18 protein-coding genes are annotated in these 16,621 nt (G+C 68.4%); 16 read left to right on the top strand and 2 right to left on the bottom strand.

Annotation, left to right across the window (positions count from 1 at the left end; all coding sequences use genetic code 11):
* The 3 genes from V8J36_RS20500 to V8J36_RS20490 all read left to right on the top strand — a co-directional run.
* Positions 1-522, top strand: a 522-nt coding sequence (locus V8J36_RS20500) for a 5-methylcytosine restriction system specificity protein McrC (RefSeq protein WP_442902517.1), incomplete at its 5' end; no start/stop codon positions are given.
* Between the two features lie 471 nt (positions 523-993).
* The gene (locus V8J36_RS20495; protein ID WP_336469188.1) at positions 994-1,506 is read left to right on the top strand and encodes an Lrp/AsnC family transcriptional regulator; all 513 of its coding nucleotides are present in this window, start codon (positions 994-996) and stop codon (positions 1,504-1,506) included.
* 2 nt (positions 1,507-1,508) lie between these two features.
* The gene (locus tag V8J36_RS20490) at positions 1,509-2,831 is read left to right on the top strand and encodes an NtaA/DmoA family FMN-dependent monooxygenase (protein ID WP_336469187.1); all 1,323 of its coding nucleotides are present in this window, start codon (positions 1,509-1,511) and stop codon (positions 2,829-2,831) included.
* A gap of 14 nt (positions 2,832-2,845) precedes the next feature.
* Here the strand turns inward: V8J36_RS20490 and V8J36_RS20485 are convergent, their stop codons facing one another.
* Positions 2,846-3,826 (bottom strand): LysR family transcriptional regulator, encoded by a 981-nt coding sequence (locus V8J36_RS20485; protein WP_336469186.1) that lies wholly within the window; start codon positions 3,824-3,826, stop codon positions 2,846-2,848.
* Between the two features lie 180 nt (positions 3,827-4,006).
* Here V8J36_RS20485 and V8J36_RS20480 point away from each other — a divergent pair, with 180 nt between their 5' ends.
* The 7 genes from V8J36_RS20480 to V8J36_RS20450 all read left to right on the top strand — a co-directional run bounded on the left by V8J36_RS20480 (position 4,007) and on the right by V8J36_RS20450 (position 9,750).
* Complete coding sequence (locus V8J36_RS20480) at positions 4,007-4,978, top strand: agmatinase (protein ID WP_336469185.1); 972 nt, start codon at positions 4,007-4,009, stop codon at positions 4,976-4,978.
* Between the two features lie 64 nt (positions 4,979-5,042).
* The gene (locus tag V8J36_RS20475) at positions 5,043-5,894 is read left to right on the top strand and encodes a transporter substrate-binding domain-containing protein (protein ID WP_336469184.1); all 852 of its coding nucleotides are present in this window, start codon (positions 5,043-5,045) and stop codon (positions 5,892-5,894) included.
* Positions 5,895-5,962: 68 nt separating this feature from the next.
* Complete coding sequence (locus V8J36_RS20470) at positions 5,963-6,625, top strand: amino acid ABC transporter permease (protein ID WP_336469183.1); 663 nt, start codon at positions 5,963-5,965, stop codon at positions 6,623-6,625.
* Positions 6,625-7,341, top strand: coding sequence for an amino acid ABC transporter permease (locus V8J36_RS20465; protein ID WP_336469182.1), 717 nt, complete (start codon positions 6,625-6,627; stop codon positions 7,339-7,341). The genes V8J36_RS20470 and V8J36_RS20465 overlap by 1 nt, the downstream gene beginning before the upstream one ends.
* Entirely contained in the window at positions 7,338-8,153 is an 816-nt protein-coding gene (locus V8J36_RS20460) for an amino acid ABC transporter ATP-binding protein (protein WP_336469181.1), read from the top strand. The genes V8J36_RS20465 and V8J36_RS20460 overlap by 4 nt, the downstream gene beginning before the upstream one ends.
* Entirely contained in the window at positions 8,150-9,124 is a 975-nt protein-coding gene (locus tag V8J36_RS20455) for an arginase family protein (RefSeq protein WP_336469180.1), read from the top strand. Before V8J36_RS20460 ends, V8J36_RS20455 begins: the two co-directional genes overlap by 4 nt.
* The gene (locus tag V8J36_RS20450) at positions 9,121-9,750 is read left to right on the top strand and encodes an urea carboxylase-associated family protein (protein WP_336469179.1); all 630 of its coding nucleotides are present in this window, start codon (positions 9,121-9,123) and stop codon (positions 9,748-9,750) included. Before V8J36_RS20455 ends, V8J36_RS20450 begins: the two co-directional genes overlap by 4 nt.
* Here V8J36_RS20450 and V8J36_RS20445 read toward each other — a convergent pair.
* The gene (locus tag V8J36_RS20445; RefSeq protein ID WP_336469178.1) at positions 9,725-10,780 is read right to left on the bottom strand and encodes a bile acid:sodium symporter family protein; all 1,056 of its coding nucleotides are present in this window, start codon (positions 10,778-10,780) and stop codon (positions 9,725-9,727) included. The two genes, V8J36_RS20450 and V8J36_RS20445, sit on opposite strands and share 26 nt — an antisense overlap.
* Positions 10,781-10,867: 87 nt before the next feature.
* Between V8J36_RS20445 and V8J36_RS20440 the strand changes: the two genes are divergently transcribed.
* The 6 genes from V8J36_RS20440 to V8J36_RS20415 all read left to right on the top strand — a co-directional run bounded on the left by V8J36_RS20440 (position 10,868) and on the right by V8J36_RS20415 (position 16,594).
* Positions 10,868-11,716: a LysR family transcriptional regulator gene (locus V8J36_RS20440; protein ID WP_336469177.1), complete on the top strand. Its 849-nt coding sequence runs from the start codon at positions 10,868-10,870 to the stop codon at positions 11,714-11,716.
* Positions 11,717-11,751: 35 nt separating this feature from the next.
* Positions 11,752-12,594 (top strand): GntR family transcriptional regulator, encoded by an 843-nt coding sequence (locus tag V8J36_RS20435; RefSeq protein ID WP_336469176.1) that lies wholly within the window; start codon positions 11,752-11,754, stop codon positions 12,592-12,594.
* A complete protein-coding gene (locus V8J36_RS20430) occupies positions 12,591-13,520 on the top strand; it encodes a dihydrodipicolinate synthase family protein (protein ID WP_336469175.1) in 930 nt (309 codons plus the stop codon). Before V8J36_RS20435 ends, V8J36_RS20430 begins: the two co-directional genes overlap by 4 nt.
* A gap of 9 nt (positions 13,521-13,529) precedes the next feature.
* Entirely contained in the window at positions 13,530-14,234 is a 705-nt protein-coding gene (locus V8J36_RS20425) for a type 1 glutamine amidotransferase (RefSeq protein WP_336469174.1), read from the top strand.
* A 68-nt stretch (positions 14,235-14,302) separates the two neighbouring features.
* The gene (locus V8J36_RS20420) at positions 14,303-15,343 is read left to right on the top strand and encodes an ABC transporter substrate-binding protein (protein ID WP_336469173.1); all 1,041 of its coding nucleotides are present in this window, start codon (positions 14,303-14,305) and stop codon (positions 15,341-15,343) included.
* 120 nt (positions 15,344-15,463) lie between these two features.
* Complete coding sequence (locus tag V8J36_RS20415) at positions 15,464-16,594, top strand: M24 family metallopeptidase (protein ID WP_336469172.1); 1,131 nt, start codon at positions 15,464-15,466, stop codon at positions 16,592-16,594.
* Positions 16,595-16,621 lie beyond the last annotated feature (27 nt).

Genomic DNA, 16,621 nt, shown 5'->3' with positions numbered 1-16,621 from the left:
GACAATCTCTTCCGGCTTGTGCTTCTTCTGTCCCATATTCCGTCCTCCATCTGGCTTGAAAGCCTACTTCAGGGAGGACCACTTTTCAGGGGGCAGACCAGGTCCCGTGTCTCAGCGCAAGGCGGCCACCGAGACTGCCTGTTCGAAGAGAGTACAGGGCGCTTTCGGACCAAGCCGGACCTCATCATTCGCCAAGGCGATCGGACAGTGCTTGTCATCGACACAAAGTGGAAAAGGATGTCGCCTCGCATTGACGACCCGAAGCAGGGTGTCAGTCAGGCTGATGTGTACCAGTTGATGGCGTACAGCCAACTCTATCAGTGCCAGAACGTAATGCTTCTCTACCCACATTACGGCGATTTGCCACCCGATCCAATCCGGACCTGCTATGCTATCGCGAATGCGGGTGCGAAAGAGAATCTGGTTGTCGCCACTCTAGACGTAACAGGCCCGTCGCGCGCGCATGTACAGGCCCTTGAGGCGTTGGTTCAAAGTGTCCTGTCAAAATCCGAGGCTGCGTAGCTCGCAGCGTTTCATCACTGCTTGAGTGCAATGTGTAGCTGCGGAGCATGTGGCTCCGCAGCGCGGGACATTACGGCACAGTTGCGGGCATTCTTTCTGAAATTTTGGAGCAAATCGATGCGACATCAGAACTCTCGACCATTGATTTATAAAGATAATTTTGCGGCCGGTGAGTGATGTTGCTTGGTACGCCACACAAGGTCGGCCATCTGCGAGCACCACACAGGCGCCCGGTCGAGTCCCCTCGGCCGGGCGCATCGTCTTGACAGCCCCGGCGCTCAGCGGGGGCGACCCTCTCCAGACGATCGAGGAACGGGCGCGAACGTCGCGCCGCTGCCGCTTCGCGATGCAAACGCGAAGCTGGCTGCCGCATTCGCGATCAACAACGACTCCGGCCCGATAATTCCGGCTTGCGAACATTCACGCAGCAGAATTTCCGGGATCAGTCTTCGGGCAAACCCCGGAGCCGCCATGTCGCCCCCCGCCCTCGATCCCGTCGAACGCAAGATCGTCCAGCTGCTGCAGGAGGACGGCCGGATGACCACGGCCGAGCTCGCGCGCCGCAGCGGCGCGTCAGAGCCGACGGTGCGCCGCAAGCTCGCCGCGCTGCAGGCCAGCGGGGCGCTGACGATCCGCGCCTCGGTCGAGCCGGCGCTGATGGGCTTCGGCGCTTCGGCCTATATCGGTGTCGATGTCGATCGCGCCCGGATCACCGCCGTCGCCGACTGCCTTGCGGGCTATCCGTTCATCGACAGCGTCTCTGTCACCACCGGTCCCTACGACATCATGCTGAAGGGCAATTTCGAGACGGTGCACGCGCTTTACGATTTCCTCTTCGGCGAACTCGCCGGCATCGAGGGGATCAAGGACACCAACTCGTTCCTCGTGTTCCGCAGCTTCAAGCACGAAGGCCGCCGCCCCGGCCCGCCTGCGCCACTCCCCACCGAAGACCCCTCCCCCGAAGATCCAGCCGACAAGGACTGACGATGCCGCAGCCGTTCCACCTGTCCTACTTCCTGCAAGGATCCAGCGTCCATTCCTGGGGCTCGCCCTTCATCGGCACCATCGGCCAGGACTGGATGAGCGCCGCCTTCTTCAAGGATCTCGCGCAGGGGCTCGAACGCGCCTGTTTCGACTATCTGCTGATCGAGGATTCGATCTATGTCGGCGAGAACTGGCAGGGCTCTCGCGACCTGTTCCTGAAGACCGGTCTGTGCATCCCGCGGCAGGAGCCCTCGGTCGTGGCCACGCTGCTGGCGGCCGCGACCTCGCGGCTCGGGATCGTGCCGACGCTCTCGACCTTCGCCTACCATCCCTATCTGACGGCGCGGATCACCGGCTCGCTCGACCAGATCTCGGCCGGTCGCGCGGGCTGGAACATGGTCACCGGATCGTCGGACCTCGCGGCGCAGAACTTCGGCATGCCGGCGATGACCGAGCACGACCAGCGCTATGTCATGGCCGAGGAATATGTCGAGATCGTCAAGGGGCTGTGGGGCAGCTGGGCCCCGGGGGCGCAGGTCGGCGGCCTCGTCGCGGGCGAGGATGTGGGCCAGCTCTTCGACCCGTCGAAGGTGAACACGATCGACTTCAAGGGCGAATACTACAGCTCGCGCGGGCCGCTGAACTCCGGCCCCACGGTGCAGCAGGGCCCGGTGATCGCGCAGGCCGGCGGCTCGAAGATGGGCATCGCCTTCGCCTCGCGCCATGCCGACACGATCGTCGCCGCGCCGAACGGGGCCGACAACATGCGCGCCTACCGCGAGCAGGTGCGCGCGGGCATGGTCGCCGCCGGGCGCGATCCCGACAGCTGCAAGGTGCTGTTCCTCGTCTCGCCCATCGTCGAGGAGACCGAGGAGATGGCCCGCTGGAAGGCCGACCAGCGCCGGGTCGAGGCCGAGAAGAACATGGACCTGCGGCTGGCGCGGCTGGGCTGGTCGATCAACATCGACTTCTCGGAATTCGACCTCGACCAGCCGGTGGGAGAGCTGACGACCAACGGCCACCAGACGACGCTGAAGCAGTTCCTGCAGCGCGCGGGCAAGCAGACCCTGCGCGAGGCGGTGCTCGACAACGCCGCGAAGGGCTATGGCGTCGATCTGGTCGGCACGCCCGACAGCGTCGCGGCGCAGATGGAAGAGGTCATGCAGACCGCCGGCGGCGACGGCTTCCTGATCGCGCTGGGCGACCTGTCGCGCCGCTCGCTCGCCACGATCACCGACGGGCTGGTGCCGGCGCTGCAGCGGCGCGGGCTCGTGCGCCGCAAATACGAGTTCGAGACGCTGCGCGACAACCTTCTGGCCTTCTGATCCCGGGCCCAGTGTCAGCCGCGGGCGAGCTCCCACTGGCGCGCGGCCTCGCGCCCGGTGCCAAGGCTGCGCGCCACGTCGACCAGCATGCCCAGCATCGCCGCCACCGCCTGCGAACTGGCCCGCGTGCGGTCGGTCACCGCGCAGAACACCGTTTCGATCAGCAGATGCTCGGCCCCCGGCACCGGCACGAAGGGCCGCCGGGTGCGGGTGCCCGAGACGTAGTGGTCGGGCAGGAAGCCCACGCAGCGGCCGGTGTTGATCAGCGTCGCCACCGCCTCGAGCCCGCTCGCCTCGGCCGCCCAAGCGGCGGCGATGGCGCGCGAGGCCTCGGCCGGGCCCTCGCGCCGGAAGCGGCGCAGCACGATCCCGTAGCCGCGCGCGGTCAGGCGTTCGAGATGCGGCGGCGTCTCGTCGGGCTGCGGGCAGCAGTAAAGCCGGGCCCGCTCGATGAACAGCGGCGCGGCCTCGAGCCCGGCATCCGCCAGTTCGGTCGAGACGATGCCGATGTGCAGCTCGCGCTCGCGGATCGCGGCGACCAGCGCGTCGGGCGGCAGGATCGCGACCGAGACCCGCACCGCCGGCGCGATCCGCAGGAAGCGCTCGATGGCGTCCGAGATCTTGGCATCGGAATTCGTCAGGCAGTTGTCTGCGATGCCCAGCCGCACCTCGCCCTCGTAGGTGCGGTGCGCGAGGCTGAGCGCGTTGCGGGCCTGATCGACGGAATCCTCGATCGCCGCGGCGGCGCGATAGACCTCGCGGCCATAGTCGGTCAGCGAAAAGCCTTTGGGCCCGCGCAGGCACAGCACCCCGTCCAGCCGCTGCTCCAGCGCGCGGATCGCCCGGCTGGTGGCCGAAAGCTCCAGCCCGAACCGCTCGACCGCGGGGGTCAGCCCGCCGGAATCGGCGACCTGCCGGAAGATGCGCATGTTGCGGATGTCGAGTTCCGTCAGCGCGCCGATCTGGCGCCGCATCGAGGGCAGGATCTTGGGCATTCGGGCGATTCCGCGGGCGGTTCCAGTTGCTTGCAGTCTGCACAACCACATTGGGATCATCGCCGTTCTTCCGTCGCCCGGCCCGTGGAACGGTGTCCGCGCAGCCCGGCCACGCCCGGCTGCCCGAGAAAACGGCAGGCCTGCCCGCGGCCTGCGCACCTGAAGGACCGACCCCGAGCCATGACGAAAACGCCCCTGACCGTTCCCGCGGATGTCTCGCACGGCAGCTTCCTGTATGCGCCGGTCTCGACCGACCTCGACGCGCTTCAGGCCGACATCGTGTTCATGGGCATCCCCTACGGCAGCGCCTACACCCCCGATGCGCTGGCCAACGACCAGACCAAGGCTCCCGACACGATCCGCCGCGTCACCGACCGCGTCTCGCGCCATCTCGAACGCCACGATTTCGACGTCGGCGGCCCGATCTACGACAACCGCCCGATCCGGGCGGTCGACGTGGGCAACGTGCCCTATGACCTCGAGGTGCCGGGCGGCGGCCATTTCGCCCGGGCCGAGACGGCGATGCGCAAGATCCTGAAGGCCGGCGCGATGCCGATCACCTTCGGCGGCGACCACGGCATCCCGATCCCGATCTTCCGCGCGCTTGAAGAGATCGGCGGCGAGGGCCCGATCACCCTGATCCAGATCGACGCCCATATCGACTGGCGCGACGAGGTGGGCGGCGTCCATGACGGGCTGTCGAGCCCGATCCGCCGCGCGTCCGAGATGGCGCATTTCGGCGAGATCTTCCAGATCGGCATCCGCGCGCAGGGCAGCGGCCGGCCCGAGGAATACGAGGCCGCGATGGCCTATGGCGCGCAGATCATCCCGGCGTTCGAGGTGCATGACGGCGGCATCGACGCGGTGCTGGACCGCATCCCCTCGGGCGGGCGCTACTACATCACCATCGACGCCGACGGCATCGACCCCGCGGTCGCGCCGGGGGTCGAGGGGCCGGCGCCGGGGGGCCTCAGCTTCCACCAGTGCCGGCGGCTGATCCACGGGCTGGTGGCCAAGGGCCGCGTGCTCGGCATGGACATCGTCGAGATCACGCCCTCGCGCGATCTCAACAACATCACCTCGGTCGTCGCCGGACGGTTGGCGGTGAACCTGATCGGCGCCGCGGTGCGCGCCGGATATTTCGACAAGTGAGCCTTCCCGCCGGACCCCGCCGCCAGATGCGGGGCCGGTCCCATCCCAACACGGAGATCTCCCCATGACCCTCACCCGTCGCCAGCTCGGGCTGCTCAGCTCTGCCGCCGGCCTCGCCGCCCTCGCCCCGCGCCTTGCGCTGGCGCAGGGCACGCTCGAGAAGCTCAAGGCCGCCGGCAAGGTGACCGTCGGCACCGAAGCGGCCTTCCCGCCCTTCGAATTCGTCGACGATTCCGGCAAGATCGTCGGCTACGGCAAGGACATCCTGACCGTGGTGGTCGAGGAACTGGGCGTCGAGCTGGAACAGCTCGACCTGCCGTGGCAGGGCATCCTGCCGGGCCTGCTGGCCGGCAACTTCGACTTCGTCGCCACCACCGTCTCGATCAACGAGGAACGGGCGACGAAATACGCCTATACCGCGCCGATCGCCAACGGCCAGCCCTACGCGATGACCCGCAAGGGCGAGAAGATCGAGACCGAGGACGGGCTGGCCGGCAAGATCGTCGGCACCCAGCTGGCCTCGTCGGCAGAGCCGATCTCGCGCGCGCTGGACGAGCGGCTGAAGGCGGCCGGCGGCGGCTTCAAGGAGCTGAAGCTCTACACCGCCTACACCGACTGCTACACCGCGCTGGCAAGCGGAGAGATCGACGCGGTGATCCAGTCGCTTCCGTCGCTGGCGGTTCTGGTCAAGGAGCACCCCGACACCTTCGAGGTCGCGGCCCCGATCGAGACCGGCGTGAAATGGACCTATCAGGCCTGGGTCACCCGCCCCGAGGATGCCGACCTGCGCGATTTCATCTCGTCGGTCATCTACAAGATGCGCGACGACGGCCGGCTCTATGCGCTGCAGGACAAGTGGTTCGGCTTCAAGATGGAGATCCCGGACGAAGGCTACCTGCCGCCGAACGCGGTCTGACCCGCGCAGGACTGCGCCCGAGGCCCCCCGTCCCCTTCCCGGGGGGCCGCCCTCCTGCCGGAGCCTTCATGAAGTTCGACCTCTCCCTCGTGCTGGCCGCGCTGCCGCGCGTCTCGGATGCGGCGCTGGTGAACCTGCGCATCGCGATCCTGGCCCTGTGCCTCGCGCTGCTGGGCGGCACCGCGCTGACCGTGCTGCGCTCGCTGAAGATCCCTTCGGTGAACCGGGTGATCGCGGTGCTGCTGTCCTTCATCCGCGGCACGCCGATCCTGATCCAGATCTTCCTCGTCTATTACGGCCTGCCCGCCGCCACCGGCCTGCGCCTTGCCCCGGAGGTCGCCGGCATCGCCGCCATCGCCATCAACTCGAGCTTCTTCATCTCGGAAATCATGCGCGGCTCGCTGCCCGAGATCGAAGGCGGGCAGATCGAGGCCTCGACCGCGCTGGGCCTGCCGCCCTCGGTCATCTGGCGCAAGGTGATCCTGCCGCAGCTGTTCCGCAAGATCTCGCCCATGCTGATCAACGAGGGCACGGTGGTGGTGAAGGGGACGGCGCTTCTGTCGGTGATCACCGTGGTCGAGGCGCTGCGCGTCAGCCAGCAGATCGGCGCCGCCAAGTTCCGCCCCTTCGAACCCATCGTCGCCGCCGCCCTGATGTTCCTGACCATCAACCTTGCGCTGATGGCGCTGGGGTGGGCGCTGGAACGCCGCTTCGCCCGGGAGATCCGCTGATGGCGCTCGACCTCTCCGTCATCACCGACAACATCCCGCTGTTCCTCGAGGGCGCCTGGATGACGCTGCGGATCGCCGCCGCGGCCTTCGTCGCGGGCATGGCCATCGGCACGCTCGCGGCCGTCGCATCATTGTCAGGGATCGCGCCGCTGCGCTGGCTGGTCGCCGGATACATCGCGATCATGCGCGGCATCCCGTTCATCGTGCTGCTGTTCCTGATCCACTACGGCCTGCCCGCCGCCGGCATCCGCAACCCGGCGCTGGTCAACGGCATCGCCGCGCTCTCGCTTTTCGCCGGCGCCTATTACACCGAGATCATCCGCGCCTGCGTCCGGGCGCTGCCCAAGGGCCAGTGGGAAAGCGCCCGCGCCATCGGCATGTCGCCCTTCGCCGCGGCACGCATCGTCATCGTGCCGCAGATCCTCGCGCCGATGGTGCCGCCGGTGGTGAACTGCACGATGACGATGATCAAGGAAAGCTCGGTCATCTCGTCGATCACGGTGGCAGAGCTGACCTTCTCGGGCCTCGTCGTGCAGGGCAACACCTTCGCCCCCTTCGAGGTCTTCATCGCGGTGGCGCTGCTCTACTGGCTGATCTGCGGCCTTTTCGCCACCGCCGCCCGCGCCTTCGAATCCCGCCTGGCCGGCACCCGCCGCAACCGCGGCCTGACGCCGCTGGTCGGGCGCTACCTGATCCTCGAGGGACGCCGCACATGATCCCGCCCGCGCTTCGCGCCACCAACCTGACCCGCAGCTTCGGCCAGACCCGCGCCCTGGACGAGGTGTATTTCGAGATCCCCAAGGGCGAGGTCGTCAGCCTCGTCGGTCCCTCCGGCTGCGGCAAGTCCACGCTGCTGCGCACGCTGCTGTGGCTCGACCCGCCGGACGAGGGCTTCGTCGAAGTGGGTGGGCAGTATCTGGGGCGCGAGCGGATCGGCGCGGTCGTGCGCAATCAGACGCGCCGCCAGATCGACCGGATCCGGCCGCGCATCGGGATGGTCTATCAGAGCCTGAACCTCTGGCCGCACCTGACCGCGCGCGAGAATGTCGAACGCCCGCAGCGGGTGGTGGCCAGCAAGTCCGCCGCGCAGGCCCGCGCCACCGCCGACGGGCTGTTCGAGCGGCTGCAGATCGGCGGGCTTGCCGGCCGGCGCCCGTCCGAGCTGTCGGGCGGCCAGAAGCAGCGCGTCGCCATCGCCCGCGCGCTGGCGATGGAGCCCGAGATCATGCTCTTCGACGAGCCGACCTCGGCGCTGGACCCCGAGCTGGTGGGCGAGGTGCTGGCGCTGCTGCGCGACTTCGCCGCCACCGGCATGACGATGATGGTCGTGACGCACGAGCTGGCCTTCGCCCGCGACGTCGCCTCGCGGCTGATGTTCATGGACCGCGGGCGCATCGTCGCCGACGGCCCGCCGGCCCGGGTGATCTCGGACCGGTCCAACCCGCGCGTGGCCGAATTCTTCGACCGCGTCACCGCCTTCCACCCGGCGTTCCGGGCGGAGCCCATTCCCAAGGAGACGACCCCATGACCATGAAGGTGAACCGTGGCTACACGGGCATTCCCAGCTTCATGCGCCAGCGCATCGCGCTGGACCCGGCCGAGTGGACCGAAGCGAAGATCGGCATTCTCGGCGTGCCCTTCGACGAAGGCTCGCCCTTCCTGCCCGGCTCGCGCATGGGGCCGCGCGGCATCCGCGAGCATTCGCTGCGCTTCCCCTACGGCGATCCGCTCTATGATCCCGACACCGGCGAGGAATACCTGGGCGAAGAGCTGAAGCGTGGCCTGATCGTCGACTGCGGCGATATCGACATCCGCCCCGCGAACCCGGCCCGCACCTTCGAGCTGATCACAGAGAAGGTGCGCGCGATGCTGGACGCGGGCCTGATGCCGGTGACGCTGGGGGGTGACCATTCGATCACCTACCCGGTGTTCGAGGCCTTCGACACGCCCCTGCACGTCATCCAGTTCGACGCCCATCAGGACTATGCCGAGGTGACCGAGGATCTCAACCGCACCAACAGCCACGCCTTCCGCCACATCACCGGCATGGACACCTGCCTGTCGCTGACCCAGGTCGGCATCCGCGGGCTGCGCACCACCAAGGCCCATGTCGACGAGCTGCGCGCCAAGGGCCACCGCGTGGTGGCGATGACCGAAACCCGCGCGCTGGGGGCCGAGGGGATCGCGGCACTGCTGCCTGAGGGCTCGGACGTCTATGTCACCATCGATGTCGACGCGCTCGACCTGTCTATCGTGCCCGGCTGCGTCTCGGGCGAGCCCGACGGCATGACCTTCCGCCAGCTGATGGAGGCGCTGAAGGCCATCGCCACCCGCCACCGCATCCGCGGCTTCGACTTCGTCGAGGTGAACCCGCCGCTCGACATCGGCACCGGCGCCACCTCGTATCTGGGCGCGCTGGTGGTCGCGGGCTTCCTGGGCTTCATCTCGAACCAGCCGTGGTGGGCCGAGATCCGCGACGCGGCGGCGGTGCCGGCATGAGCGCGGAGGCCCTCGACGCCATGATCACCGAGACCGTGATCCTGCCCGCCGGCCACGGGCTGGCGCTGCGTCTTGCCTTGGGCGAGCGGGTGACCGTCGTCTGCGACAACGGCAAGCAGGTGGTCGACACCTGGGCCTTCGCCGCCGAGGACGGCAGCCATGCCATGTCGATGGAGCACAGCCGGGTCGAGAATTCGCGCCTCTGCGCGAAAGAGGGCGGGCAGTATGTCACCGACCGGCGCGAGCCGATCCTTGCGGTGGACCGCGACGCCTCGCCCGGGATCCATGACACGATCATGGCCGCCTGCGACGCGCAGCGTTACGTGAACCTCGGCTGCACGCATCCGCACCGCAGCTGCGCCGACAACCTGCACGAGGCGGTGGCGGCGATCGGCTTCGCCATCGCCCGGGTGCCGCAGCCGCTGAACCTGTTCATGAACATCCCGATCGAAGCGGACCAGCGGCTGGTGCAGGGCATGCCACAGGGCGCGCCGGGCGATCATGTCACGCTGCGCGCCCTGCGCGATGTCGTCGTAGCCTTCTCCTGCTGCCCGCAGGACATCACCCCGATCAACGGCGGTGGCCCCGCGGACGTGACGCTCAGGATCGAGCGGCGGCCGGGCTGAGCCCTGCGGCCGCAAGCCCCGCACCCGTCGGTTCCACGCCGGCGGGCAGCGGCGCGCCCGGCTCGGGCCGGCGCGCATAGCGCTGGGCCAGCACCGAACAGGCGATCAGCTGGATCTGGTGGAACAGCATGATCGGCAGCAGCACCGCGCCGATGCTGGCGGCGGGGAAGATCGCGTTGGCCATCGGCACGCCCGAGGCGAGGCTCTTCTTCGAGCCGCAGAAGACGATGGCGATCTCGTCCTCGTGCCCGAAGCCCATCGCCCGGCTGGCCCGGGTGGTCAGCACCAGCACCCCCACCAGGATCAGCGCGTCGACCGCCAGCACCAACCCGAGGTCGGTCCAGCCGAAGGCCTGCCAGATGCCGCCGATCACCGCGGCGCTGAAGGCCGAATAGACCACCATCAGGATCGACCCGCGGTCGACCGGCATCAGCAGCTTCTTGCGGGCGCGCACCCAGTTCCCGACCCAGGGCTGCAGGATCTGGCCCAGCACGAAGGGCGCCAGCAGCTGCATCAGGATCGTGCGGATCGCCGATCCGTCGATGCCGCTGTGCCCCGAGACCGACATCGCCAGCCCGACCAGCACCGGCGTGACCACCACGCCCACGATGTTCGAGAACGAGGCCGCGCAGATCGCCGCAGGCACATTGCCGCGCGCCATCGAGGTGAAGGCGATCGAGCTTTGCACCGTCGAGGGCAGCAGGCACAGATAGATGATCCCCATCAGCAGATCGCGCGACATCACTCCCGACAGCAGGTGGCCAAGCGCCACGCCGATCGCCGGGAAGACCGCGAAGGTCGTGGCGAAGATCACCAGTTGCAGCCGCCAGTGCAGCAGTCCGGCCCGCACCGTGGCCCAGGCCAGCCGCGCGCCGTGCAGGAAGAACAGCAGCGCGATCATCGCGCCGGTGAGATGGCCGAGCAGCTCGGCGAAGGCGCCGCGCGCCGGCAGGACGGACGCGAGGACCACGGTTCCGACCAGCGCGAGGGTGAAGGGCTCGATGCGCAGCCGCGCGAGAAGGCGGGACATGATGAGGCTCCGAAAGGCTTTTCCCTTTCCTTCGCCTTCCGAAAGCGAAATACAAACTATAACAGTCATCACGAAACAGGATGACCGATGCTGGACCTGACCCAACTGCGCAGCTTTCTTGCGGTGGCCGAGAGCGAAAGCTTCAGCCGCGCGGCCGAACGTCTGGGGCTTGGCCAGTCGACGGTCAGCCAGCATCTGAGGCGGCTCGAGGACCATCTGGGCTGCCGGCTTCTGGACCGCGACACCCATTCGGTGCGCCTGACCCACGAGGGCGAGGCGCTGCTTCCCGAGGCCCGTCGGATGCTGGCGCTGTCGGACCGGGTCGAGGGGCAGTTCCGCGGCGAGGCGCTGCGCGGGCGGATCCGCTTCGGCCTGTCCGAGGATCTGGCGAACAGCTTCCTGCCCTCGATCCTCGAACGCTTCGCCCAGAGCCATCCGGGGGTCGAACTGGAGCTGACGGTTGCGCTGTCCTCGGACCTGTTCGCGCAGGCGCATCGCGGCGAGATCGACCTCGTGCTGGCCAAGCGCCGCCCGGGCGAGGCGCAGGGCCGGCTGGTGGCGCGGATGCCGCTGGTCTGGCTGGCGCGCGACCCCGAGATCGCCGCGGCCCAGCGCCCGCTGCCGCTGATCGTGTTCCCGCCGCAAAGCCTCACCCGCAGGGCCGCGTTCGAGGCGCTGGACGCCGCAGGCATTCCTTGGCGGATCAGCTGTACCTCGCATTCGCTCAGCGGTCTGACGGCCGCGGCGCGGGCGGGGCTCGGGCTCTTCGTGCAGCCCAGCGGCCTGCGCCCCGAGGGCCTGCGCGAGGTGGAACCCGGCCTTCTGCCAGAGCTGGAGCCCACCGAGTTCACCCTCGTCGCCCGCCGCTCGGCCGACCCGCGCATCGCCGCGGCCCTGTCCGAGGCGATCCTGAACCGCGGCCGCATGCTGTTCTGACCGGACGCGCCCGTTGCGAGGTTCCGCCCGCGGCGATGGCCCCGAGGCCCGCCATGGCCGAGGCAAGAGATTCCGGATTCACGGCGCCCCATAAATCAACAAACGCACCGGATGCCGCCCAAGAAGCGGGCATATTCATGAAAACTTACGGTTTCCGCCACCTGCCCGACGCCTGCCGTTGCGGTGGCATGCCAGTGGTATACCAACCGGCACACACCGACTCGGACAGGCCAGTGACAGAGCAAGAACAAACCCTCACCCAAGGCGCGCTGGACAGCATCATGAAGATGATCCGCACCGGCGAGCTGGCGCATGGCGACATCGTCAGCGAGCGGTCGCTGGCCGAAAAGCTGGGCCTGTCGCGCACCCCGGTCCGCGAGGCGATCAGCCGTCTCGAGGGGCAGAACTTCGTCCGCCGCTCGGGCCGCAGCCTGCTGGTCAACGGCGTCGCGCTGTCGGACCTGTTCGAGGTGCTGGGCGTGCGCCGGGTGCTGGAAGCCGAGGCGGCGCGCATCGCCGCGACGCGGATGACCGCCCCCGAAAGCGCGCGGATCCGGGGGCTGCTGATGGAGATGACCGAGGGACAGGTCACCGCCGAGCATCACTGGGACGTCGACGAGGTGCTGCACATGGGCATCGCCGCCGCCACCGGCAACCGGCTGATGGAGCGGATGATCCACGACTGCCGCGTGCGCACCCGCATGTTCGGCATGGAACGCATCCCCGGCCGCTTCGACATCGGCCGCGCCGAACACCTCGCGATCCTCGACGCGATCGAGGCCCGCGACCCCGCCGCCGCCGCCCTGCGGATGAGCGAGCATATCGACAACGCCCGCGCCGCCATCGTGCGCAGCCTGACCGGCGAGGACCGCCCGTGAGCTTCCAGACCCTGAACACAGCCACCGGCGTCTACGTCATCGCCGTCACCCCCTTCCTGCCGGACGGGGCGCTCGACCTCGCCAGCACCGACCGCATGGTCGACTTCTATGCCGAGGCCGGCGCGACCGGGCTGACCGTGCTGGGGATGATGGGCGAGGCGCAGAAGCTGACCCAGTCCGAATCCGTCACCGTCGCCCGGCGCGTGATCGAGCGGGCCGGCGCGCTGCCGGTCGTGGTCGGCGTCTCGGCCCCCGGGCTGGCGGCCGTGCGCGAGCTTGGCCTGCAGTCGATGGAGATGGGCGCGGCCGGCGTGATGATCACCCCGCCCTCGGCCCTGCGCACCGACGAGCAGATCATCGGCTACTACCGCCAGGCCGCAGAGGCGCTGGGGCCCGACGTGCCGGTGGTGCTGCAGGACTTCCCGCTGGCGACCGGAGTGCAGATGTCGACCGCCGCGCTGTGCCGGATCGTGCAGGAGGTGCCCTCGATCGCGATGCTCAAGCACGAGGACTGGCCGGGGCTCGGCAAGATCTCGGGCCTGCGCCGGGCCGAGGCCGAAGGCCAGCGCCGGATCTCGGTGCTGACCGGCAACGGCGGCATGTTCCTGCCCGAGGAAATGGCCCGTGGCGCCGACGGCGCGATGACCGGCTTCTCCTACCCCGAGATGATGGTGGGGGTCGAACGGCTGATGCGCCGGGGCGACACGGCCGCGGCGCAGGACCTGTTCGACGCCTACCTGCCCTTCGCCCGCTACGAGCAGCAGCCCGGCCTCGGCCTTGCCATCCGCAAGGAGGCGCTCGCCCGCCGCGGCGTCATCGCCCATCCGACGCTGCGCAAGCCCGGCCCGGCCCTCTCGGCCGCCGACCTTCAAGACATCGACCGCCTGATCGCGCGCCAGGACGCACGGCTCGCGGAACTCGCCTGAGGACCAGACATGACCAGCAAGCGCCTTCTCTACATCGGCAACGGCCGCAAGTTCCAGTCGCTCGCGCGGCTTGACGAGCGGTTCGAGGGCTGGGGCCTCGAGGTCGACCGCTACCACGCCTTCGCCGGGGAATTCCCCGAAACGCTCGATGGTTACGACGGGATCTTCCTGTCCGGCAGCCCGCATGGCGCCTATGAGGACGTCCCCTTCATCAACCGCGAGCATGACCTGATCCGCGAGGCCGCCGAGAAGGAGATCCCGATGCTGGGCATCTGCTTCGGCAGCCAGATCCTCGCCTCGGCGCTCTGCGGGCGCGACCAGGTCTTCCGCCGCGACTTCTGCGAGATCGGCTACAAGGACCTGCCCACGACCGAGGCGGTGAAGACCGACCGGATCGCGAAGGACCTGGGCGACAGCGTCAACATGTTCGTCTGGCACAATGACGAGGTGCGCGCCGCGCATCCCGACATGGTGATCCTCGCCTATTCCGACATCTGCCCGAACCATGTCTGGCGCTTCCGCGACCAGAGCATCTGGGGCATCCAGGGGCATCCCGAAGTCACCGCCGAACAGGCCCCGCTGTGGTTCGAGGAGAACCGCGAGCGGATGATCCTCGACGGGGCGGTGATCGAGGAGCTGAAGGCCTCGGCCCATGAGGCGGCCGAGTCGAAGACCATGATCTCGAACTTCGTCGACCTGGTGAAGAACGGCTGATCACAACCTCCGCGGCAGACGGAGGAAGACCCGAACTTTTTCCTCTCCAATCCCCACAGGGTTCTGAAATGATGCAGAAGACTTTCACGGCCATTCTGGCTGCGACCGTGCTTGCCTCGGCGCCGCTGGCCGCCTCGGCCGAAGAGATGGTGTTCGCCAGCTGGGGCGGCGCCTATCAGGCAGCGATCAAGCAGGCCTGGATCGAGCCCTTCTCGGCCGAGACCAGCATCGACGTGATCGACGACACCGAGCCGGAAGTGGCCCGGATCCGCGGCATGGTCGACACCGGCAGCGTCGAATGGGACGTGGTCACCGGCGGCGGCTCGACCGTCATGCAGGGCGTGCAGTACGGCCTGTTCGAGAAGATCACCGACGAGATGGTGGACCAGTCCAAGGTCCTGCCCGAGGCGCGCACCGACTACGGCGTGCCCTCAGAGATCTTTTCGACCGTGATCGGCTATTCCAAGGACGCCTTCCCGAACGGCGGGCCGAAGACCTTCGCCGACTTCTGGGACGTCAAGAAGTTCCCCGGCAAGCGCACCCTGCCCAACAAGCCCTCGACCGTGCTGGAAGCCGCGCTGCTGGCCGACGGCGTGGCCCCGGCCGATGTCTACAAGACGCTCTCGACCGAGGAAGGCCTCAAGCGCGCCCTCGACAAGGTCGCCGAGCTGAAGCCCGAGGTTTCGGTCTGGTGGTCCTCGGGCGCACAGCCGGTGCAGGCCATCGGCTCGGGCGAGGTCGTCATGGCGCTTGGCTGGAACGGCCGCTTCCAGGCCGGCATCGACGAGGGCCTGCCGATCGAGATGAGCTGGGACGAAAGCATCGCCCAGGTCGGCTACTTCATGCTGGTGAAGGGTGCGCCCAACCGTGACGCGGCGCTGAAGTTCCTGAACTACATCGCCCAGCCCCAGCATCAGGCCGAATTCTCGAAATACGTCGCCTACGGCCCGACCACCCCGGACGCGCTGCCGCTGATCGACGCCGAACGCACCGCGCGCCTGCCCTCGACCACCGAGCGCCTGTCGCATGCCGTGTTCTCGGACATCGACTTCTGGGCCAAGAACTCGGTCGCCGTCTCCGAGAAATACACGGCGATGATGCAGCAGTAAGCGGATGCGGCGCGCGCGTCTCTCCCCTGCGCGCCGCGGTCCGTCCCTGGGCGGCGCCCCACCGGGTGCCGCCACCTTTCCATCCCCCTTCCCCAAGCCCGTCAGACCCGAGAGGCCGCCATGGTCCAGACCAACTACTGGTTCGAGAAATCCGAATTCGAGGCGCGTCTCGCGCGTGTGCAGAAGGTCCTGCGCGACAAGGGCCATGACGCGCTGCTGGCCTTCCAGCCCGAAACCGTCACCTGGCTGACCGGCTTCTTCACCCGCGCCTATTCCAGCTTCCAGTTCGCGATCATCCCCGCCAACGGCGCGCCCACGCTCTTCTGCCGCGACGTGGAAGAATACTACCTCGACAGCACCTGCATCTATCCCGACCGGGCGATGTGGACCGACAGCGACGACCGCATCGCGGTCGCGGTCGAGTGCATCCGCTCGCGCCTTGGCGCCACGCCGAAACTTGCCGTCGAAATGGCCGCCTGGCCGCTGTCGCATGCCCGCTACGAAGGCCTGAAGGCCGGTCTGCCGGGCGCGGTCTGGGCCGATGAAAGCCGCCTTGTGACCACGATGCGCTTCATCAAGTCCCCCGCCGAAGTCGCCTATCAGCGCCGCGCCGCCAAGGCCGCCGAGGCCGGGATGCAGGCCGCGATCGACAGCGCCGGCGTCGGCGTGACCGAGCGCGAGATGGCCGCCGAGATCTGCGCGGCGATGATCCGCGCGGGCTCGGACCTGCCGGGCCCGGGCGTCATGTCCTCGGGCGAGCGCGCCTTCCACCTGCACGGCGGCTATTCGGACCGCGTGCTCGAACATGGCGACATCGTCCAGATCGAGACGACGCCGAACGTGCGCCATTACCACGCCCGCTTCATGCGCCCGATCCGCGTGGCCGAGGCCAGCGACGAGGATCACCGCGTCGTGGAAACCCTGATCCGCATCCAGGACGAGGCGATCGCCACCGTGAAGCCCGGCGTCGCTGCAACCGTTCCCGACGCGATCTACCGCGAGGGCGTGCTGGGCGCCGGCCTGCGCGAGACCTACACCAACAAGACCTTCTACTCGGTGGGCCTGCTGCTGGCCCCGGTCGGCGGCGAGCCGCTGGAGGCCGAGCCGCAGGCGACCTGGACCTTCGAGCCCGGGATGACCTTCCACACCTATGTGCTGGCGCGCGGCTTCGGCATGTCCGAGACGATCACCATTACCGAAACCGGCCACGAGCGCCTGACGACCTTCCCGCGTCAGCTGTTCATCGCCTGAGACGGGAGCGTCCATGTCCCTTGCCGA

The organism is Frigidibacter sp. MR17.14, from assembly GCF_037095735.1.
Lineage (GTDB): Bacteria > Pseudomonadota > Alphaproteobacteria > Rhodobacterales > Rhodobacteraceae > Frigidibacter.
Note: the sequence above shows the minus strand (reverse complement) of the source record. Positions and strands in the feature narration are given on the sequence as shown.